Here is a 20,858-nt window from a genome sequence, read left to right as displayed (position 1 = left end):
CTATTTGGTGAATACGACAGCCTCTTCACATTTTTTGGTAAGATGAAAGCTCTGTGGATAAGAGAGGGAGCCTTACATGGCGAATTTGCCCTGGCGGGTCAGCGTGCGCCTGATGGCTCTCGCAAAAAAAATAGCGATGGTCATCGGGATCATTGTGCTCGTTCTGCTGGCGGTGCGGGTTTATCTTTCGCAGCAGGGGCCGGCCCTGCATCACTGGCATACATGGCGGGCTGACGAAATGTCCGTGCAGGAGATGGATAACGCGACCTTCGCAGCTTATGTCGCGCGGGAAAACGCCATCTTCACCGCTCTTGATGCTGAGGTGACGGCGAAAGTCACCCCCGCAGAGCGCACGCCGCTGAACCGCTATTACCGTCAGAGCCTGGTGTGGCCTGGACACTTTACTCCGGATGCAAACCGGTCGTTTGTGCTGATGCCTGCCGGAAAGCCGCGCGGGGCGGTAGTGTTGTTGCACGGTCTGACGGATTCGCCCTACAGCGTCAGGCGTCTGGCTGTGAATTATCAAAAGCACGGCTTTGTGGCCGTAGTACCTCGTTTGCCCGGACACGGCACGGCGCCGGGCGCGTTGACAGACGTTGACTGGGAGGCGTGGCTGGCAGCTACGCGCCTTGCGGTTCGTGAAGCAACACGCCTGACGGGGAACGATCTTCCCCTGCACCTGGTGGGCTATTCCAACGGCGGGGCGCTGGCGATGAAATACGCCCTCGACGCCCTTGATGCGCCTGAACTGCGTAAACCTCAGCAGATCGTTTTGCTCTCACCGATGATTGGCGTCACGGCGTTTGCGCGCTTTGCCGGATTCGCCGGGCTACCGGCTATGTTACCGGCGTTTGCCAAAGCCGCGTGGCTCAACATTTCTCCGGAATATAATCCTTATAAATACAATTCGTTCCCGGTGAATGCGGCACGTCAGTCCTGGCTGCTTACCCGGGCGCTGCATGAGCAGATAAACCGCGATGTTCATGATCACAAACTAACGCAGCTTCCGCCGGTACTGGCGTTTCAGTCGGTCATGGATTCAACGGTCAGTACCCGCGCCGTAGTCAGCGGGCTGTTTGACCAGCTTCCGGCAAATGGCAGCGAACTGGTGGTATTTGACATCAATCAGGCCGGGAGTTTCCGTCCACTGTTCAGGCCATCATCCTGGACGGCGGTGGCTGACCTGCTGCCCGAGGCGAAAAGACGTTACAGTGTCACAATCGTGACCAATGCCAGCCCTGACAGGTTTGATATGGTGGCAAAGACAACGCCTGCGGGCAGCACCCGGGAAACGGTGACGCCGCTGTCGGTCTCGTATCCGCAGGAGGTTTATTCCCTGTCGCATATTGCCATTCCGTTCCCGCCTGAAGACGATCTGTATGGCCGCCATCCTGAGGTGAAAAACCGCTATGGAATCAGTCTCGGGACGATAGCCCTGTGGGGAGAAACATCGGTTCTGAGTGTCGGCAAAGATGCGCTGATGCGCGTAACGTCGAATCCTTTCTACGACTATATGCAGACGCGGATCGACAGCCGTCTCGGGGAGAATCTACCCCGAAGTGGAATAGACTAGGCCATCCCAGGGAACTATGTTAAACAGTACCGTTCAGGCGTATACCCCATACCGGACCCCGTTTCTGTGCTGACAACTCTCATTTATCGAAGCCAGCTGAGCTTAACCTGCACCTCCGCAGCGTTAAACTCGCTGGTTGAAAAGGCCAGGATCCGTAATACGGAGCAGGGCATCTCAGGCATTCTTCTCTCCAGTGGACGTGACGTTCTGCAAATTCTCGAAGGCACGGAACAGAACGTCGTCGCGCTTTTTAACACCATCCGTGCGGACAACCGGCATACCGGCGTGGTGGAGCTGATGCGCGATTACGGTCCGCGCCGACGTTTCGAAGACGTGGGAATGCTGCTGTTTAACATGGACGTTCAGACCCCGAAAGCGGTTCTGGCATCGGTTCTGCATTACAGCAAGCTGGAAAGCTACCTGACTTCTGAGGATCGGGTCTTCAAATTTATTCAGACCTTTATCGCCGGCAAAACCGCTATCCCACCCGCTTCGGACTATGAGCCTGATAAATGGACGCTTTCGCGAGAGCGCGCGCCGTTTGGTAAAGGGTTAGGTCTGCTGGCGGGACAGCCCTGCCAGTTTGCGCTGCAACCCATTGTCGAGCCGTCCGAAGGCAAAATCAGTTCTCTCGAAGCGCTTATACGCGGAAACGACGGCGGCAGCCCGGAGCATTTTTTCCGTAGTCTCGATCGTGAAAAGATATACGAAGTCGATCTGCATACCAAAGCCTGGACCTTTGCGCTGGCGCAAAAGCTGGGCATCGGCAGCCACAAACTGGCGGTGAACCTGCTGCCAATGTCGCTGGTTAACGTGCCGGGTGCGGTAGAGTTCCTGGTAACGCAGATCAAAAAGCACGGTCTACAGCCAGAGCAGGTGGTCATTGAAGTCACTGAGAACGAGATGATATCCGGCTTTAACCAGTTTAACAGCGCCATTAAACAGCTGCGAGCGGAAGGGGTTGGGCTGGCAATAGATGATTTTGGTTCCGGCTATGCCGGTCTGTCGCTGCTCACCCGGTTCCAGCCGGATAAGCTCAAAATCGACAGAGAGATCGTCAGCGATATCCACCAGAGCGGACCCAAGCAGGCGATTGTGAAGTCGATAATCAGCTGCTGCACCGATCTGGAGATTACGCTGGTCGCAGAAGGCATTGAGAAGGTAGAAGAGTGGTGCTGGCTTGAATCCGCCGGTATTCGCCGCTTCCAGGGCTTTTTGTTCGCCCGCCCGCAACTCAATGGCGTGGGTGATATCCACTGGCCCCAACGGGTAGGTTAAGCAAATTTTCCCTCGCCATATTTCCCCGACACCCTGCCTGTGCTTAAATAGCTAAACCGGTTTAACATTATTTAGCTAAGAAGGTGATATGGAGACGATCTGGGTACTTGGCGATGCAGTGGTGGATCTGTTGCCCGACGGAGAGGGCAAACTGCTGCAATGTCCGGGCGGCGCACCGGCCAACGTCGCGGTTGGGATTGCGCGTCTGGGCGGCAGAAGCGCCTTTATAGGCCGGGTGGGCGACGACCCCTTCGGGCGTTTTATGCAAAAAACGCTTGCGGATGAGCAGGTTAATACAGAATGGCTGCGCCTGGACCCGCAGCATCGCACCTCCACGGTGGTGGTGGATCTCGATAACGACGGTGAACGTTCCTTTACCTTTATGGTTCGCCCGAGTGCTGATTTATTCCTCGACTCTGCCGATCTCCCTCCATTCCGCGCCGGGGAGTGGCTGCACGTCTGCTCTATCGCGCTCAGCGCCGAACCCAGCCGTTCCGCGACGTTTCAGGCGATGTCCGCTATCAGACTGGCGGGGGGATTCGTCAGCTTTGACCCCAATATCCGCGCCGATCTCTGGCACGATGAAGTCGAGCTGCGTCAGTGTCTTGAGCGGGCATTAGCCTGTGCAGATGTGGTGAAAATCTCGGTGGAAGAACTGGCGTTCTTAACCGGAAATGCGCAGGTCCATGAGGGGCTGGCGGAGCTAATGCGCACCTGTCCGGCCAGGCTGGTGCTGGTGACGCAGGGAAAAGAGGGCGTGACCGCCTGGCAGGGAGGCGCGTTGACGCACTATCCTGCATCACCCGTGGAATGCATTGATACCACCGGTGCGGGGGATGCTTTCGTCGCCGGGCTGCTGTTCGGTCTGGCACGTCATGGCCAGGCCCGTCTCTCAGAGGTCATCACGTTAGCGCAGCGCTGCGGAGCGCTGGCGACAACCGCAAAAGGGGCAATGACCGCGCTGCCTTATCATCACGAACTGTAATTCACGTCGCCAGGCCTCCGGTCGGGGGCCTGAATTGTCGCCTCGATCACACTTACTAAAACGGTTTACCAAAAAACGTTGCCGATTCAAAATTTAACGGTTTAGTATCACTCGCCTAAACCGGTTTAGCAATTTAGCACTTTTACCGATAGTTATTAGGGATGCGACAAAATGTATAAAAAACGCAGACTTGCCGTGATGATAGGCATGCTGGCCGGGAGTACCTCTGTTTTTGCCCAGACGGATATGACACGTATCGAAGCGCGCCTGGCGGCGCTGGAGCAGCGTTTGCAGGAGGCGGAAACCCGCGCGCAGGTTGCTGAAAAGCGCGCCACGGCAGCGGAACAGAAAACACAGCAGCTGGTGGCTGCGCAGCAGGAAGCGCAGACCTCCACACAGGCGGTGGCGCAACGTACTACGGTGCTGGAAGAAAAAGCCGACCGGACAGGCGGTTTTGAATTTCACGGTTACGCCCGTTCCGGCCTGCTGATGAACGACGCGGCCTCCAGCAGCAAAAGCGGCCCTTATCTGACGCCCGCCGGGGAAACGGGCGGGGCCATTGGGCGTCTGGGGAACGAAGCGGATACCTACGTTGAGCTGAATGTTGAGCACAAACAGACGCTGGAAAATGGCGCGACGACGCGCTTTAAGGCGATGCTGGCCGACGGTCAGAAAACCTATAACGACTGGTCGGCAGACAGCAGCGACCTGAACATTCGTCAGGCCTTTGCCGAGCTGGGCAATTTGCCGGACGTTACCGGTGCGCTGAAAGGCAGCACCTTCTGGGCGGGTAAGCGTTTTGACCGCGACAACTTCGACATTCACTGGCTGGATTCCGACGTGGTATTTCTCGCCGGGACCGGCGGCGGCGTCTACGACGTGAAGTGGAACGATACGCTGCGCAGTAACTTCTCCCTTTATGGCCGTAATTTCGGCAGCGAAGAGGAGATCGACAACAACGTCCAGAACTACATCTTAAGCATGAACCACTTCGCCGGGCCGGTGCAGTTGATGGTCAGCGGCTTACGGGCAAAAGATAATGACGACCGTAAGGACAGCAACGGCGATCCGATTAAAACCGATGCGGCGAATAACGGGGTGCATGCGTTGGTGGGTCTGCATAACGAGAGCTTCTACGGCCTGCGGGAAGGTTCCGCCAAAACGGCGCTGCTTTACGGCCACGGTCTGGGCGCCGAGGTGAAAAGCATTGGTGCAGACGGCGCATTGCTGTCAGAAGCCGATACCTGGCGTTTTGCAAGTTACGGTGTCACGCCGCTGGGCGGTGGCTGGCACATTGCGCCCGCCGTACTCGCGCAAAGCAGTAAGGACCGCTACGTGAAGGGCGACAGCTATGAGTGGGTCACGCTCAATACGCGTCTGATCAAAGAGGTGACCCAGAATTTCGCCCTCGCGTTCGAGGGCAGCTATCAGTACATGGATTTAAACCCGGAAGGCTACAAGGATCGCAATGCGGTTAACGGTAGCTTCTACAAGCTGACCTTTGCCCCGACGTTAAAGGCGGGCAAGATTGGCGATTTCTTCAGCCGTCCGGAGCTGCGCCTGTTCGCCACCTGGATGGACTGGAGCAGCAAGCTGGATAACTACGCCAGCGATGACGCCTTTGGCAGCAGCGGCTTCAACGCGGGTGGGGAATGGAACTTTGGGGTGCAGATGGAAACCTGGTTTTAACCCTTCACGCTCCCGCATTGCGGGGGCGTTTCGAACATCATAAAAAGAGGTCAGGAAGAGGTATCTATGGATTTTAATCATATTGCGCGCGAGCTGATTCCGCTGCTCGGTGGCAAAGAGAACATTGCCAGCGCGGCACATTGCGCCACGCGCCTTCGTCTGGTGCTGGTCGATGATGCGCTTGCCGACCAGCAGGCTATCGGCAAGGTTGAAGGCGTGAAAGGCTGTTTTCGAAATGCCGGGCAGATGCAGGTGATCTTCGGCACAGGGGTGGTGAATAAGGTTTACACCGCGTTTATTCAGGCGGCAGGGATTAGCGAGTCCAGTAAATCGGAAGCGGCGGATATTGCAGCCCGCAAGCTGAACCCGTTCCAGCGCATCGCGCGTCTGCTCTCCAACATCTTCGTGCCGATTATTCCGGCGATCGTGGCCTCGGGTCTGCTGATGGGCCTGCTCGGGATGGTTAAAACCTACGGCTGGGTTAATCCGGATAACGCGCTCTATATCATGCTGGATATGTGCAGCTCGGCGGCGTTTATTATTCTGCCGATCCTGATTGGCTTCACCGCCGCGCGGGAGTTTGGCGGCAACCCGTATCTGGGCGCAACGCTCGGCGGCATCCTGACTCATCCGGCGCTGACCAACGCCTGGGGCGTAGCGTCCGGCTTCCACACCATGAACTTCTTCGGTCTTGAAATCGCCATGATTGGCTATCAGGGAACCGTCTTCCCGGTACTGCTGGCGGTGTGGTTTATGAGCATTGTGGAAAAACAGCTTCGCCGGGCGATCCCGGATGCGTTAGATCTGATCCTGACGCCGTTCCTGACCGTCATTATCTCCGGCTTTATCGCGCTGTTGATTATTGGCCCGGCGGGACGCGGGCTGGGCGACGGGATCTCCTTTATTCTTAGCACCCTGATTGCCCACGCGGGCTGGCTGGCCGGGCTGTTGTTTGGTGGGCTCTATTCGGTGATTGTCATTACCGGCATTCACCACAGCTTCCACGCTATTGAGGCCGGACTGCTGGGTAACCCGTCGATTGGCGTGAACTTCCTGCTGCCGATCTGGGCGATGGCGAACGTGGCGCAGGGCGGGGCGTGTCTGGCGGTGTGGTTCAAAACCCGCGATGCCAAAATCAAAGCCATTACCTTACCGTCGGCGTTTTCCGCGATGCTGGGCATCACCGAAGCGGCAATTTTTGGCATCAACCTGCGTTTCGTGAAGCCGTTTATCGCGGCCCTGATCGGTGGCGCAGCGGGCGGGGCCTGGGTAGTGTCGGTGCATGTCTACATGACCGCCGTTGGTCTGACGGCGCTTCCCGGTATGGCGATCGTTCAGGCCAGCTCGCTGCTCAACTATATTATCGGCATGGTGATTGCCTTTGGCGTGGCGTTCACCGTCTCTCTGCTGCTGAAATATAAGACGGACTCTGAATAATGACCTTACCTTCCCGCTGGCCTGCCGTGTTGCAGGCCGTTATGCAAGGCCAGCCGCGTGCGCAAGCGGACAGCCACTATCCGCAGTGGCATCCTGCGCCGGTGACGGGGCTGATGAACGATCCGAACGGCTTTATCTGGTTTGCCGGACGTTACCATCTGTTTTATCAGTGGAACCCGCTGGGCTGCGATCATCGCTACAAGTGCTGGGGACACTGGAGCTCAGCAGAGCTGGTGCACTGGCAGCACGAGCCAATGGCGCTGATGCCTGACGAAGAGTATGACCGCAATGGCTGTTACTCCGGCAGCGCCATGGATAACAACGGCGTGCTGACCCTGTGCTATACCGGCAACGTTAAGTTTGACGATGGCGGCCGCACCGCCTGGCAGTGTCTGGCGGTGCAAAATGACGACGGCACGTTTGCCAAACTGGGACCGGTGTTGCCCCTGCCGGACGGGTATACCGGGCACGTCCGCGACCCGAAAGTGTGGCGCCATGACGGGCAGTGGTACATGGTGCTCGGGGCGCAGGATCAGCATAAGCGCGGCAAGGTGCTGCTGTTTACGTCAGCCGATTTGCACACCTGGGCGTCCTGCGGCGAAATCGCCGGTCACGGCGTCAATGGACTCACGGACGCGGGCTATATGTGGGAGTGCCCGGATCTGTTTGCGCTTGATGGCACACACGTCTTGATCTGCTGCCCACAGGGGCTGGCGCGCGAACTGCATCGCTATCTCAACACCTATCCGGCCGTCTGGATGAGTGGGGCATTTGATTATCAAACGCCTGCATTTGCGCACGACGAATTGCATGAGCTTGATGCCGGTTTCGAATTTTACGCGCCGCAAACCACGGTGGCAGAAGACGGCCGCCGCATCCTCATCGGCTGGATGGGCGTGCCGGACGGCGAAGAGATGCTCCAGCCTACACGGGGGCACGGCTGGATCCACCAGATGACCTGTCCGCGCGAGCTGCGCTACCGCAACGGTAAGCTCTGGCAAACGCCGGTCCGTGAGCTGGAAACACTGCGCGAGGATGAACATCACTGGCAGGGACGCGCCAGCGATGCCCCGGTGCTGGAGGGAACGCGTCTTGAGTTCGAACTGAGCGCATCGTGCGTAAACGTAGATTTTGCCGGCGCGTTGCGGCTGATTATGGATGATGCGGGGATCCGTCTGGAACGCGCCAGCCTGGAAACCGGAGAGACGTTGACCCGCTACTGGCAGGGCTCTGTTCATCATTTATGCGTGCTGTGCGACTGTTCCAGCGTCGAAATTTTCATCAATCACGGTGAAGGCGTCATGAGCAGCCGCTATTTTCCTGACCATCCGGCCCAGGTACGCTTCGAAGGTGCGTCCGATATCACATTACGCTACTGGTCGCTGCGCAGCTGCATGATAGAATAGGGGTTTTGGCAGCCGGATCTAAGTCGTTGTGAGAAAAACAAAACGCGTCACCATTAAAGATATCGCGGAGCTCGCGGGGGTATCAAAAGCCACCGCCAGTCTGGTTCTGAACGGCCGCAGCAAAGAGCTTCGGGTGGCGGAGGAGACACGCGAGCGTGTGCTGGCGATTGCCAAAGAACATCATTATCAGCCCAGTATTCACGCCCGTTCGCTGCGGGACAACCGCAGCCACACCATTGGTCTGGTGGTGCCGGAAATCACCAACTACGGGTTTGCCGTTTTTTCTCATGAGCTGGAGACCCTCTGCCGCGAGGCGGGTGTTCAGCTGCTGATCTCCTGTAGCGATGAAAATCCGGGCCAGGAGACGGTGGTGGTCAATAACATGGTGGCCCGCCAGGTGGACGGGCTGATTGTCGCCTCCAGCATGCTCAACGACGCGGATTATCAAAAGCTGAGCGAGCAGTTGCCCGTTGTGCTCTTTGACCGTCATATGAACGACAGTTCTCTGCCGCTGGTCCTCACCGATTCAATTACCCCGACTGCCACGCTGGTGGCCGACATTGCGCGCCAGCATCCGGATGAGTTCTACTTCCTCGGCGGCCAGCCGCGGCTTTCCCCGACGCGTGACCGGCTGGAAGGGTTTAAGCAGGGGCTGCGTGACGCTGGCGTCGAGTTACGTCCGGAGTGGATTATTCATGGTAATTACCATCCGAGCTCCGGCTACGAAATGTTTGCCGAACTTTGCGCGCGCCTGGGCCGCCCGCCAAAAGCCCTTTTTACCGCCGCCTGCGGTCTGCTGGAAGGGGTGTTGCGCTATATGGGGCAACATAATCTGCTGCAAAGCGATATGCGTCTGGCCAGCTTTGATGATCACTATCTCTATGATTCTCTGACCATTCCTGTCGATACCGTTCGTCAGGATAACCGCCAGCTCGCCTGGCACTGCTTTGATCTGATTGGCAAACTGATTGAAGGGGAAACGCCGGAGCCAATCCAGCGTAAACTGGATGCCACACTGCAACGGCGATACAAGGCCGTGGAGTGACAGGGTAACGTCTGAAGGATATATCAATAACTTTAATTAATTAAAGATCGGATTCAGCCGATAACCAAAGGGAAATTATATCCCTGAGGTGTGTTATGTCGTTGAAAAAATCATCCCTGATTATCCTGTTTTCCCTGCTTTTTTTCTTTGTGGCCAGCACCATCACCAGCGTTGGGCTCATCATTAAAAGTAATACTTCGCTGGATAATGTGAACAAAGAAATTCAGGTGGTCCTGTCCATTATTGATCCCATTAACCATAGCCGAACCCTGCGCGTCAGGGTTATGGAGTATGTAAAAATGGTGGAAGCGGGGGACGCCACCGACTCGTCTGCGAAACTGGCCTCGGTTAAAGAGGCGCTGACCAAAGCCGATAGTGCATTTTCGGCGTTTATGGCCTCGCCGCGTTTGCAGGACGAAGCCCCGCTGGTCACTGCCTACCAGGAGGCGTGGCAAAACTACCGTAACCAGGGACTGGCACCGCTGATTGCCGCTGCCGCCGCTCACGATGTGTCGCGGTTCAACGCTCTTATTCCCGTGGTGTCTCAACTCGATCGCCAATATGAAATTGTGCTCGATCAGGTTCTCTCCGTTCACCAGAAGTACGCCACAACGCTGAACGAGGATGCGAGCCATAATTTTGTGTCGGGTCTGATTATTATCGCCTGCATTGCGGTGCTGTTCGTGGTGGTGATCTTCGTCGTCAGCCTGCTGATGAAACGCGTGGTCTTTGCGCCAGTGAACCTGGCGCGCGAGCACTGTCGACAGATTGCGGCCGGGAAGCTGGACGTACCGGTACCGATCAAGCGTGATTCCGGGAATGAAATCGATCACCTGATGTCCTCGATGGAGCAGATGCGCCAGGCGCTGCTCTCCACCATTTCTCAGGTGCGCGATGCCAGCCACACCGTAACGCATGCGGCGCAGGAAATTGCCTCCGGCAATATCGACCTGGCCTCCCGTACCGAGCAACAGGCTTCTGCCCTGACCCAGACGGCCGCCAGCATGGAAGAGCTGAGTGCGACGGTGGCGAATAATACCGATAACGTTTTCCAGGCCGGTAAGCTGGTGCAGGATGCCGTGAAAAATGCCCATACCGGTGAAGCGGTAACCCGTGAAGTCATCGAAACGATGAATACTATCGCGTCCAATTCGAAGCGTATTGAGGACATCACCAGCGTCATCAACAGTATTGCTTTCCAGACTAATATTCTGGCGCTGAACGCGGCCGTTGAAGCGGCGCGTGCCGGTACGCAGGGGCGAGGATTTGCCGTGGTGGCAAGTGAAGTGCGCACCCTGGCCCAGAAAAGCGCGGTGGCGGCGAAGGATATCGAAAGCCTTATCGCCCAGTCTGTTTCCAGCGTGAAAAACGGTGCGGAACTGGTGAATCGTTCGGGAGAGGTGATTGATTCTATTATCAGCTCTGTGAATAAAGTGCATACGCTGATGGAACAGATTTCGGTTGCCTCAGAAGAGCAGAGCCGTGGAATTGGTCAGGTTGGGCAGGCCGTAACGGAGATGGACGGTGTGACCCAGCAGAACGCGGCGCTGGTGCAGCAATCCGCCGCAGCCGCGGCCTCGCTGGAGGAGCAGGCGCAGCAGCTGTCGCAGAGTATTTCGAGTTTTCGTCTGCCGGCAATTGCGTGATTAAATGAGGAAGGCTCCTGTTGGAGCCTTTTTAATGTCTGCATTCAGCCGCTGCACAATCTCCTTCAGCCATTACTGTTATCCGTACAAAGCCGCTATCACATAAATTTTATCTTTCCCCGGCAATATTTCTGTTCCTCATCCGTCTACCTCATCAGAGACCATAATCATTCAACATAAACGAGGTACACATGAGAAATTTTGATATGCACGGAAAAGGTCACGGGCGTGGTTTGGGCCGCCATCGTATGTACAAGGGCATTGTGATAGGCGCAGTCCTGTTCGTGGTGCTTGGCCTGCTGGTCATGTCCCTGTGGAACGCGTTACTCCCGGCCATCCTGGGGGTTAAAGCCATTGGCTTCTGGCAGGCGCTGGGGATCCTGCTGCTGAGCCGCATTCTTTTCGGTGGGCTGGGTTTTCGTCCAGGCATGTTCGGTGCACACCGTCGTATGCACGCACATTGGATGAATATGACCCCCGAACAACGTGAAGCCTTCATTCAGCAGCGTCGGGCAGGATTTGGTCGTCACGGTCATTGCCGGTGGCACGATGACCGGGATGAGAAGCGAGATGATAACGCTGCGAAAGCGCCGGAAACTGAGTGAGCGATATGAAAGCCGGTGAGGCGGGGGAATCATTACTGATCTCGGCACTCAATGCCTGCCGCGCACGGCTAAAAGCCTTCATTCGCGGACGGACTGCGGTTCGTGATGATGTCGATGATATTCTTCAGGAAGTGACCTGGCAGTTGATGAAAGTGGAACAACCGGTCGAGAACGTCGCCGCCTGGCTGTTTCGCGCCGCGCGAAATGAGATGATCGACCGGGCGCGAAAAAAGCATGAGGTTTCACTGCCGGGGTACCTGACGGCAGATGACGAGGACTTTCCGGAGCAGGAGATTGCAGAAACGTTATTCGGCGTACCGCAAACGCCGGAGGAGGAGTATCTCAACATGCTGCTGTGGGAAGAGTTGGGGCAAGCCCTGTCGGAACTGCCGCCACCACAGCGCGAGGTGTTTGAAAAAACGGAATTTGAGGGATACACCATGAAGGTGCTGGCGGAGGAAACGGGCGACAGCGTGCAGGCGTTATTATCCCGCAAACACAAAGCCGTGCGATTTTTGCGTAGTCGCCTCAAGGATATTTATGAAGCGTTGACAGGGCAATAAAGTTCGACCACTCTGAAAAACAATATCTTAGAGGGGTCGTTATGCTTCAACTGTTAGCAAAGAAAAAGATGCTGTTACTCTCTGCTCTGCTGGTTTCAGGGTTGGTCAGGGCAGAGGAGTCGCTTCCGGATGTGGTAAAGCACTTCAGTGAGCAGCAGGATATCAAAATCATTAAGAAAATTGATGCCCCCGGCGGCGCGCCAGCGTGGCTGGGGCAGTATCAGGACATGGGCGTGACGCTCTTTCTGACCCCTGACGGAAAGCACGTGGTGTCTGGCTATCTGTATGATGAGAAGGGAACCAACCTCAGCGAGGCCTTTTTCCAGAAAGAGATCTACGCCCCGATGGGCCGCGAGATGTGGAAAAAGCTCAATGCGGCGCATCCGCTGAAAGAGGGCGCGGAGAGCGCCCCGCGCAAAGTCTTTGTTTTTGCCGACCCGTTCTGCCCGTACTGCAAGCAGTTCTGGGCTGAAGCGCAGCCGTGGGTGAAGGCCGGCAAGGTCCAGCTCAACACGCTGCTGGTTGCGTTTCTTAACCCGAACAGCGGGCGTAACGCCTCTGCGATCCTGAATGCCAAAGATCCGGTGTCGGCCTGGAAAGAGTACGAGCTGTCCGGCGGTAAAAAGCTGCCTAAACCTGAAGGGGTGGCTTCACGGGAAACCGTTGAGATCCTGCAAAATCACCAGACGCTTATGGACAGTCTCGGCGCAAATGCCACACCGGCTATTTATTACCTGAATGACCAAAACGAACTGCAGCAGGTCGTGGGCATGCCAGACGCAAAACAGCTTGAGGCGATGTTCGGGCCGAAGCCGTAAAAAGAAAGGCAGAAACAAGGCTTTTCTGCCTTTTTTCAGTCAACTACCCCAGCGCCCCCGGAGGTAATTTACGGCTTCCTGCGTCTGCGGCTGGTTAAGATAGTCTTCACGGAACAGGATGGTGCCTTTTACGTCTGGCAGTGAATCGTTGAGGTCGAGCTGTTTTTTCAGCTCCGGTACGCCGCCGTTCACCGTCCAGTCCGGTTCGTTTCTGGAAGGCGCGCCCACTTTGTAGAACGCGATCCCGATATACAGGCGGGTATGGGTCGGTTTCACCACGTCAGCCCACCATTTTGTCAGCACATCGTATCGTGCCGCGTCGCGGGCGAAGGGCCAGTAGATCTGCGGCGCAATGTAATCCAGTAAACCCTGCTGTACCCATTTTCGCGTGTCAGCGTAGGATTCATCGTAGGCTGCGGCACCGCGCGTGTCCGATCCTGCCGGGTCGAAGGAGCGGTTGCGCCATACACCCGCAGGGCTGACGCCAAATTCAACCTCAGGCTTTGCCTGCTTGATCGCCCTTGATACCTGCACAATCAGCTGCTGCGTATTGTGCCGACGCCAGTCAGCTTTCGACGCAAATCCCTCGCCGTAGCGCCTGAAGGTCCAGGCATCGTTCAGGGTTGAGCCCGGCGTCTCGGTGTAAAAATAGTCATCGAACTGAACGCCGTCGACAGGGTAGCGATTCACCACTTCCATCACCACCTGGGTTATCCAGTCCCGCACCTCGGGAATGCCCGGGTCGAGAACAAAACGATCCCCCGAGGTGCGGATCCACTCCGGATGCTGGACGTAGACGCTGGAGGGATGAAGCGATGAGGTACGGTTAAGCGCGGCGATGGTCGACGGCTTCGTATTGGTGGAGACGCGGTAAGGGTTAAACCAGGCGTGAACCTTCATCCCGCGCTTGTGCGCTTCATCCAGCATAAACTGGAGCGGATCGTAACCGGGGTCTTCCCCGATAGTCCCGGTCAGGGTATCTGACCACGGCAGTATTTCAGAGGCCCACAGCGCCGTACTGTCCGGTTTTACCTGAAAGAAGACGGTGTTGATCCCAAGCTTTTTCAGCTTATCGAGCTTGTCCGTCAGCGCCTTCTGTTGCTGGGCGATACGCTGGTCCGCGCTGCGGCCATTCACCGATGACACGGGGGGCCAGTCGAGACGGGAGACGGTCGCCAGCCAGATCCCGCGCATGGGTTCGTTAGTCTGCTGTACAGGTTTCGCCTGCGGCAGCGGGGTAACGAGTGATTTGGGTGGTTTGGAAGTGCAACTTACCAGTAAAAGCGCGCAGCCAAGCAGTGCGCCAGTCCGTTTTACGTGTCGCATCATTTGCGTGTTAGCTCCTGGGTGTCCGGCCATCCGTCCAGGGATTAAACGCCGGTTCGTCCTGTTCCTCGTTACCGTCATCGTGAAGGGAGTCGAGGTAGAGGGCTTCAACTTCCGCCCGCGCCCATGGGGTCCGGCGCAGGAACTTCAGACTCGATTTAACACTCGGGTCCTTGCGAAAACAGTTGATTTTGATTCGGTTGCCCAGTTCATTCCAGCCATATCGCGCAACCAGCGCGTTAACCTGCATTTCAAGCGTTACGCCATGCAAAGGATCGTTGGAAATAGGTGCTGTCATAGGCGTCCGGTAGTCTCATTTTTTATGGGGATGTGATAAACGCTCAAAGGTTACAAGAAAGCAGGGGACGCGGCAATTTCAGCGTGAGGTTCTTCACCCGTAAAGGGTGAAGAGGATTTCCGGTTAATACTATTTTTTAAACTGTTCAGGTGCCCACGGCGTCGGGTCTACCTCCATAAAAGGCGCACGCTCAAAGCGGGATTTTAGCGCCCAGGGCACCGTACAGTCGAAAATCGTTTTGCAGGTGATCCCGTTGCCACGAATGGAGGGACTGTAGTCCGGCGCCTGAGACGGATCGAGCTGGTGACCGCGGATCCCCGGCAGATGGGTGATACTGACATCGCCCTGCATACGGGTCGTCATCGCCCACAAAATGTCGTCGCTGTCGAAAATATCCACGTCTTCGTCGACGAGAATAATGTTCTTAAGCTCGGAATAGGTGGCTAACGCGATGAGGGCCGCCTGACCCTGACGCCCTTCGTCAGAAGGCTGGCGTTTTTTCACCTGCAATACCCCAAGGAATTTGCCCCCGCCAGCGGTATGCGCATAGACGTTTTGCAGGAAACCGGGGATGGCTTCTTCCACCGCATTCCGGATGCTGGCCTCCGTTGGCAAACCGGCCAGCGTGGTGTGCTCTTCGCCCGGTCCTACCAGGGTTTGCAGGATCGCCTGATGACGCATCGTGACGGCCTTCACTTTAATTACCGGCAAGGAGGGGTTAGCCTCCCCGCAGTAGCCGGGAAATTCCGGCATCGCGTGCCCGGTGTGGGTATGCTGATCTTCTTCTACGCGCACGCCCGGCAGCAGTTCGCCTTCGATGATGATTTCCGCACGCGCAATCGCTTTTTCATTTACGGCCACACCCTGCACCAGCTCGACGGGAGCCTGACGTAACGCACCGGCGACACCCAGCTCGTTGTAGCCGAAGGGCGTAGTAGGGGCTTCGAAACAGGCGCCAATATAGATAGCGGGATCGAGACCCATATTGATCGTGACCGGCAAGGGTTTGCCCGCCTCTTCGGCTTTCTTACGGAACACTTCAATATAGCGGCCCGCGGCAAGGAACATGGAGAGCTCATCGCGCTCCTGAACGCAAAGACGGTGAATAGTGACATCGGTCAGCGAGGCGTCTTCCGGATCGCTTGCCAGCACCAGCCCCAGACAGAAGAACGGACCGGCATCTATCGGCGTGTTGGTCGGTGCCGGAAGCAATTTACGCAGATCGAAGTCCGGATCGTCGGCATAAAACACCTGCTCCTGACACGGCGCCTGGTCCGCCGGGACGACAACGGGAGCAATCGGGTTTTTCACCGCCTGGCCGACATGTTTTGCCAGTTCAGAGGGCTCGCAGCCCAACAGGAGCGCCGCCCGCTCGCGGCTGGCGTGCATACCGACCAGAATACGGGAGTCGGGATACCCCTTAATAGCGTTAAACATCATGGCCGGGCCGATGCGCGTCGGACGTTTTACCGTGCCGCCAGCACCAATGTGCCGGTACACACCCGCCAGCTCCGCGTCAGGATCGACCGGATGGTTGGTTTCAAGGTATTGACCTTCATGGCGTTTGAGCAGTTCGATAGCACTTCTGAGATCGTTGATGTGGTTTTCCATATTTTCCCCCTCGGATGATTGCATCCATTCTTAACCGGACGAAGAAGGCTATCAATTGCATCATTTATGCTATATTAATATGAATTTTATTATCAATACTGAAGGCACAGTATGCAGTTTCGACTGATGCGCAATTTTATCGTGGTGGCGGAAGAGCTTCACATGCATCGTGCGGCGGAGCGCCTTAACATGGCGCAACCGGCACTAAGCCAGCAAATCAAAACGCTTGAAGATCGTCTGGGGGTAATGCTCTTTAGCCGGGCGAATCGTCGCCTGACGCTGACGCCAGCCGGTGAGGCGTTTCTCAGTAAAGCCAGAGTGGCGATTTTTATGACCGATCAGGCGATTCTGGATGCCAGACAGACGGCCAGAGGGGAACAGGGCGTGCTGAATCTCGGATGCGTTTCAAGCGCGATATTCGACAGTAAGCTGCCCGACGCGCTGCGGCTTTTATATGAGAAATGGCCAGCCATCAGCCTTTCCATGATGACGGGAAACGTGCAAACACTTTATACCGGCGTGCAAAGCAACCAGCTGGATGTGGCCATTATTCGTGCCCCGTTACCGCTGCTGCCTGACGATCTTCAAAGCCGTCCATTCACAACGGAAAAAGCCGTGCTGGCCTTACCTCGTCAACACAGTCTGGCGGGCTCCGCCGCGCTGACGCTTGCGTCGGTGAAAGAGGAGAAGTGGATCGCCCTGCGCGACCCGGAGGGGATGGGGCTGGAGCAATATTTCTATGATGCCTGCCACAGCGCGGGCGTACAGCCTGACGTTGTGCAAAATGCCACCGATGTCCCCACGGTGATAAGCCTCGTCTCGGCAGGGTTTGGCATCGCCATGCTGCCAGCTTCAGCGAAGGCGATATGCGTACAAAACGTCGTCTTTGTGGATATTCTTGACCGACTCCGGGAGAGCGAGCTGACGCTGGTTTGCCACCGGATTATTCGCTCTGAGGTCCTGAAAAAATTGCTGAGTATCCTCGATCATACCTGACGTCCGGCGGCCTGAAGAAGCTGTTCACGTAGCCAGCGATTAGCCGGATCCTGACTGTTTTTCGGATGCCAGTACATACCGATGACGATCGGCGGGAGATCCAGCGGCGGCGGAAAAATATCAAGCGTTTGCGTAAAGCGTAGCAACATGCGCCTGGGTAGGGTGCAGAGTAAATCGGTACCGGCAACAATCGCAGGCGCCATCGCATAGCTTTGCGTCGACATCACCACGTTACGCTGGTGGCCAAGCCCCGCCAGATGCTGATCGACAAAGCCCGCGAACGGGTCGCCCTCGGATGAAACCACCAGGTGTGAAAGACTACAATAGCTTTCCAGATCCACCGGCCCCGTACCGCGCGGATGGCCTTTCCGCTGGGCTGTGGCATATTCATCGTCAAACAGTTTGCGTCTGACCCATGCATCGTGCGCCCCCGCATTAACGCCAACATAAATATCCACATCGCCATTTTCCATCTGCGCTGACAGCAGCTGGGTTTCCGGGAGCGCAAAACGCAGGCGGATACCTGGTGCCGCACTGCTAATCTGATTCTGCAACTCAGCCCCCAGCATTAGCGCCGGGTTTTCGTGCAGGGCAATAACAAAAGTGCGGTTGCTGTTCTGCGCGTTGAACGTGGTGGGTTCAAGCATCGCCGATATACCCTGCAAAACCGTCGCGACCTGCGGCCTTAACGCTTCGGCGCGCGGCGTCGGTAACACCCCACGTCCGTGTGGGGAAGGGACAAACAGCGGCTCACCAAACAACACGCGCAGGCGTGCCAGGCGGGCAGACATTGCTGGCTGGCTGATGCCCAGCCGCGCGGCCGCATGGGTGATATTCTGGTCCCTGAGTAACGCATCCAGCGTCAGGATCAGGTCCATATCCATATCGGAGGGGGACATCTTATTTTGCGTCACGGTTGGTATAGGTCACCGGGACCCACGCGTAGCCGTCCCGCTCACCTTTCGTCACATAGCCGATCCCGGGGAAAGGCAGATGTGGCGCCGCAATCAGATCTTTGTTTTTCACAAACTCAGCGAAAGCTGCGTTGCGCACCCGGGCGGCGCCGTCCTGATCCTCATCGTAAGCAATCGTCACGTTGGGCTGCGGGAACTGAACTGCGGCGACGTGGATGATGTCACCGACAAAGGTAATTTTTTCACCTTTGCTCTCCAGCGTGTAAAACGCGGAACCTGGGGTGTGGCCCGGGTGAACCGTACCGCTGATGCCCGGCAGAAGCTGTTCGGAGCCTGAGAAAGTCTTCACTTTTCCGGCATCCAGATAAGGCTTTAATGTCTTGTGCGCGACATCGAAGTAGTTCTGGTCATAGCCAGACTTTTTCTGGTTCTTGTCGTTAAAGAAGAAATCGATATCCGGTTTGCCGACATAGACCTGCGCGCGGGTAAACACGCGCTGACCGTCTTTGACCAGGCCACCAGCGTGATCTGAGTGCGCATGGGTGATTAGAATATCGGTAATATCTTCGGGTTTGATGCCCTGGGTCGCCAGGCTTTCAATCAGCCGCCCGCCTTTGCCGGGGCCAAAGAGCTGACCGGAACCGGTATCCACCAGGATTTTGTGACCGGGCAAGGCGATATAAAACGCGTTAATCGATGCTTCCACCGGATTGGCCTGGAAGTTTTTGGCCAGTAACGCATCGGTATTTTCCGCCGTCGTCCGGCGCAGTAAGGCGTGAAGATCCTGCGGCACGCTGCCGTCCGTAAAGGCGGTGATAATCGTGTCGCCAACCTGAACGCTGTAGCCGCCAGCCTGCTGTTTCACCACATGCTGCGGAACGCTAGCCACCGCGTGGATCGCTGGAAAGAATAAAACTGAACCGGTCAACAGGGTTGATATCGCGAGTTTTTTCACAGTAAACATGATGGGCTCCTTAATAGTAAGTTCATCATAGTTCAACTGCGATTTTTGAGAACAGCAGGGGAGTGAATGTGACCTATCCATGAAATGGATAGGTCTGAGAGGATGCTTTACAGCACGCCGGTACCGCCGTCAGAGCACCACACTTGCCCGGAAGCGTATGAGCAGGAATCGGAGGCAAACAGCACATACAGCGGTGCGATTTCAACCGGCTGACCCGGTCTCCCCAGGGGCGTATCTTCCCCGAACTTCTGAACTTTAGACTGAGGCTGACCGCCGCTGGACTGAAGAGGCGTCCAGTATGGACCTGGCGCGACGGCATTCACCCGAATGCCACGCGGCCCAAGCTGCTGGGCCAGAGACTTGGTAAAGGCCACGTTACAGGCTTTGGTCTGCGCATAGTCCACCAGGATCGCGCTCGGTTTAAACGCCTGAACGGAAGTGGTGTTGATGATCACGGCACCTTCCTGCAAATGGCGCAGCGCAGCTTTGGTGATCCAGAAGGGGGCATAGACGTTGGTCTTAAACGTCGCGTCAAAATCTGCCGTGGTGAGATCGTCGATAGATTCACAGTACTGCTGGCGTCCGGCGTTATTCACCAGGATATCCAGGCCGCCCAGTTCGGCAACGGCTTTTTCCACCAGCGTGTCGCAGAAGTACTCCACGCGAATGTCGCCGGGAATGGCGACCGCTTTACGGCCTTCGGCCTGAATCAGCGCAATGACCGATGCCGCATCGGACTCCTCTTCCGGCAGATAGCCAATAGCGACATCTGCACCTTCACGGGCATAGGCGATGGCTACCGCGCGACCAATGCCGGAATCACCGCCGGTAATCAGCGCTTTTTTTCCTGCCAGTTTTCCTGACCCGATATAACTTGTTTCACCATGATCCGGTATTGGCTTCATTTCCGATGCCAGCCCGGGAGCCCTTTGCGGTTGTTCTGCAAACGGTGGACGAGGGTAATGCAGCGTGTGATTATTTCCTGTAGACATACCGGCCTCCTTAATAGTGAATTCCAAGATTAGTCGTTAATTAAACGTAAGCGGGCAAAATTGACAAATTCAGACAAATCTATATTCCAGTGGCGAATATAAAATATTTTCTCAAGCCAGCATGTAATACCAGAAAAGGGCGACCTCATCTTTTTCCGGCAGGGCGTTGTAAAGGTAACGATCGTAACCGCCCAGAATAAACCCATAGTGACGATAGAAAAGGCAGGCAGAAACATTAACGTTCTGCGTCTCCAGCCGTAAGCCGGGCGCATTGAGGCTTCGCGCCCAGACGTGGGTGGCAGACATCAGCTTGTGCGCCGCGCCCGTTCGGCGTTTTGAACGCTCCACGGCAATGTAATCCACCGAAATAAATTTATTCCAGTTGCAGGACGCGGTAATAAAACCGGCGATTTCACCGTCATCCGTTTCGGCGATAAGAAATATTGAATCGGGATTAACGCAATGATTTTCCAGCGTCTGGAGATCCAGTTCATAGGTTTTATGATAAGGATCGGTTAGCGCCTCGATATGCAAATCACCATTGAGAAAAGGTTCTCTGGCAATCTCATCGACCGTAAAAGAAAAATCACAACATTCAAGACGGGCGAGGTCGGTGCTTAATCCTTTTCGAATATGCATAGTATTCCTTAAGTGGGAGTTATAAATAGATAATAGACGAAGCGGCATACCCTGCTGGCATAACACTCTGTTC

At 56.1% G+C, this 20,858-nt stretch carries 19 protein-coding genes; 12 read left to right on the top strand and 7 right to left on the bottom strand.

Annotation, left to right across the window (positions count from 1 at the left end; genetic code table 11):
* Nucleotides 1-76 precede the first annotated feature (76 nt).
* The 11 genes from ACOTXC_RS01410 (at nt 77) to dsbG (ending at nt 13,045) form a co-directional block, all read left to right on the top strand.
* The gene (locus ACOTXC_RS01410; RefSeq protein WP_199008555.1) at nt 77-1,573 is read left to right on the top strand and encodes an alpha/beta hydrolase; all 1,497 of its coding nucleotides are present in this window, start codon (nt 77-79) and stop codon (nt 1,571-1,573) included.
* 66 nt (nt 1,574-1,639) lie between these two features.
* Nucleotides 1,640-2,851, top strand: coding sequence for a diguanylate phosphodiesterase (locus tag ACOTXC_RS01405; RefSeq protein WP_228338689.1), 1,212 nt, complete (start codon nt 1,640-1,642; stop codon nt 2,849-2,851).
* Nucleotides 2,852-2,939: 88 nt separating this feature from the next.
* Nucleotides 2,940-3,836: an aminoimidazole riboside kinase gene (locus tag ACOTXC_RS01400; protein ID WP_421767334.1), complete on the top strand. Its 897-nt coding sequence runs from the start codon at nt 2,940-2,942 to the stop codon at nt 3,834-3,836.
* Nucleotides 3,837-4,007: 171 nt separating this feature from the next.
* Complete coding sequence (locus ACOTXC_RS01395; protein ID WP_023306237.1) at nt 4,008-5,525, top strand: carbohydrate porin; 1,518 nt, start codon at nt 4,008-4,010, stop codon at nt 5,523-5,525.
* A 66-nt stretch (nt 5,526-5,591) separates the two neighbouring features.
* Nucleotides 5,592-6,962, top strand: a complete 1,371-nt coding sequence (locus ACOTXC_RS01390; RefSeq protein ID WP_421767333.1) for a sucrose-specific PTS transporter subunit IIBC — start codon at nt 5,592-5,594, stop codon at nt 6,960-6,962.
* Nucleotides 6,962-8,368, top strand: coding sequence for a sucrose-6-phosphate hydrolase (locus tag ACOTXC_RS01385; protein WP_421767332.1), 1,407 nt, complete (start codon nt 6,962-6,964; stop codon nt 8,366-8,368). The genes ACOTXC_RS01390 and ACOTXC_RS01385 overlap by 1 nt, the downstream gene beginning before the upstream one ends.
* A 28-nt stretch (nt 8,369-8,396) precedes the next feature.
* A complete protein-coding gene (locus ACOTXC_RS01380) occupies nt 8,397-9,413 on the top strand; it encodes a LacI family DNA-binding transcriptional regulator (protein ID WP_017693400.1) in 1,017 nt (338 codons plus the stop codon).
* 95 nt (nt 9,414-9,508) lie between these two features.
* Entirely contained in the window at nt 9,509-11,059 is a 1,551-nt protein-coding gene (locus ACOTXC_RS01375; RefSeq protein ID WP_421767331.1) for a methyl-accepting chemotaxis protein, read from the top strand.
* A 191-nt stretch (nt 11,060-11,250) separates the two neighbouring features.
* Nucleotides 11,251-11,664 (top strand): hypothetical protein, encoded by a 414-nt coding sequence (locus ACOTXC_RS01370; protein ID WP_063149932.1) that lies wholly within the window; start codon nt 11,251-11,253, stop codon nt 11,662-11,664.
* Nucleotides 11,665-11,669: 5 nt separating this feature from the next.
* Nucleotides 11,670-12,227, top strand: a complete 558-nt coding sequence (locus ACOTXC_RS01365) for an RNA polymerase sigma factor (protein ID WP_173651615.1) — start codon at nt 11,670-11,672, stop codon at nt 12,225-12,227.
* A gap of 41 nt (nt 12,228-12,268) precedes the next feature.
* Nucleotides 12,269-13,045: a thiol:disulfide interchange protein DsbG gene (gene dsbG, locus ACOTXC_RS01360; RefSeq protein WP_165715933.1), complete on the top strand. Its 777-nt coding sequence runs from the start codon at nt 12,269-12,271 to the stop codon at nt 13,043-13,045.
* Nucleotides 13,046-13,084: 39 nt separating this feature from the next.
* Here dsbG and ACOTXC_RS01355 read toward each other — a convergent pair whose 3' ends face one another.
* From ACOTXC_RS01355 to ACOTXC_RS01345, 3 genes are all read right to left on the bottom strand, one after another.
* Entirely contained in the window at nt 13,085-14,374 is a 1,290-nt protein-coding gene (locus ACOTXC_RS01355) for a glycoside hydrolase family 10 protein (protein WP_022648168.1), read from the bottom strand.
* Between the two features lie 7 nt (nt 14,375-14,381).
* A complete protein-coding gene (locus tag ACOTXC_RS01350; RefSeq protein ID WP_022648167.1) occupies nt 14,382-14,669 on the bottom strand; it encodes a VF530 family DNA-binding protein in 288 nt (95 codons plus the stop codon).
* Between the two features lie 129 nt (nt 14,670-14,798).
* Nucleotides 14,799-16,280 (bottom strand): UbiD family decarboxylase, encoded by a 1,482-nt coding sequence (locus ACOTXC_RS01345; protein ID WP_421767330.1) that lies wholly within the window; start codon nt 16,278-16,280, stop codon nt 14,799-14,801.
* A gap of 111 nt (nt 16,281-16,391) precedes the next feature.
* On the opposite strand from ACOTXC_RS01345, the gene ACOTXC_RS01340 reads away from it, so the two are divergent.
* Nucleotides 16,392-17,276, top strand: coding sequence for a LysR substrate-binding domain-containing protein (locus tag ACOTXC_RS01340; RefSeq protein WP_421767329.1), 885 nt, complete (start codon nt 16,392-16,394; stop codon nt 17,274-17,276).
* On the opposite strand, the gene ACOTXC_RS01335 is transcribed toward ACOTXC_RS01340, so the two are convergent.
* The 4 genes from ACOTXC_RS01335 to ACOTXC_RS01320 form a co-directional block, all read right to left on the bottom strand.
* The gene (locus ACOTXC_RS01335; RefSeq protein WP_063841991.1) at nt 17,267-18,175 is read right to left on the bottom strand and encodes a LysR family transcriptional regulator; all 909 of its coding nucleotides are present in this window, start codon (nt 18,173-18,175) and stop codon (nt 17,267-17,269) included. The two genes, ACOTXC_RS01340 and ACOTXC_RS01335, sit on opposite strands and share 10 nt — an antisense overlap.
* A gap of 1 nt (nt 18,176) precedes the next feature.
* Nucleotides 18,177-19,154 carry an MBL fold metallo-hydrolase gene (locus ACOTXC_RS01330; RefSeq protein WP_421767328.1) on the bottom strand — a complete coding sequence of 326 codons (978 nt, stop codon included), beginning with the start codon at nt 19,152-19,154 and terminating at the stop codon, nt 18,177-18,179.
* 107 nt (nt 19,155-19,261) lie between these two features.
* On the bottom strand, nt 19,262-20,146 hold the full coding sequence (locus ACOTXC_RS01325; RefSeq protein WP_421767327.1) for an SDR family oxidoreductase: 885 nt from the start codon (nt 20,144-20,146) through the stop codon (nt 19,262-19,264).
* 111 nt (nt 20,147-20,257) lie between these two features.
* Nucleotides 20,258-20,785, bottom strand: a complete 528-nt coding sequence (locus ACOTXC_RS01320; protein WP_022648161.1) for a GNAT family N-acetyltransferase — start codon at nt 20,783-20,785, stop codon at nt 20,258-20,260.
* Between the last annotated feature and the right edge of the window lie 73 nt (nt 20,786-20,858).

It is taken from the genome of Enterobacter cloacae complex sp. IR5428, from assembly GCF_049238585.1.
In the GTDB taxonomy this organism is placed as follows: Bacteria; Pseudomonadota; Gammaproteobacteria; order Enterobacterales; family Enterobacteriaceae; genus Enterobacter; species Enterobacter intestinihominis.
The sequence above is the reverse complement of the archived record's forward strand: the minus strand, read 5'-3'. Positions and strand labels throughout refer to the sequence as shown.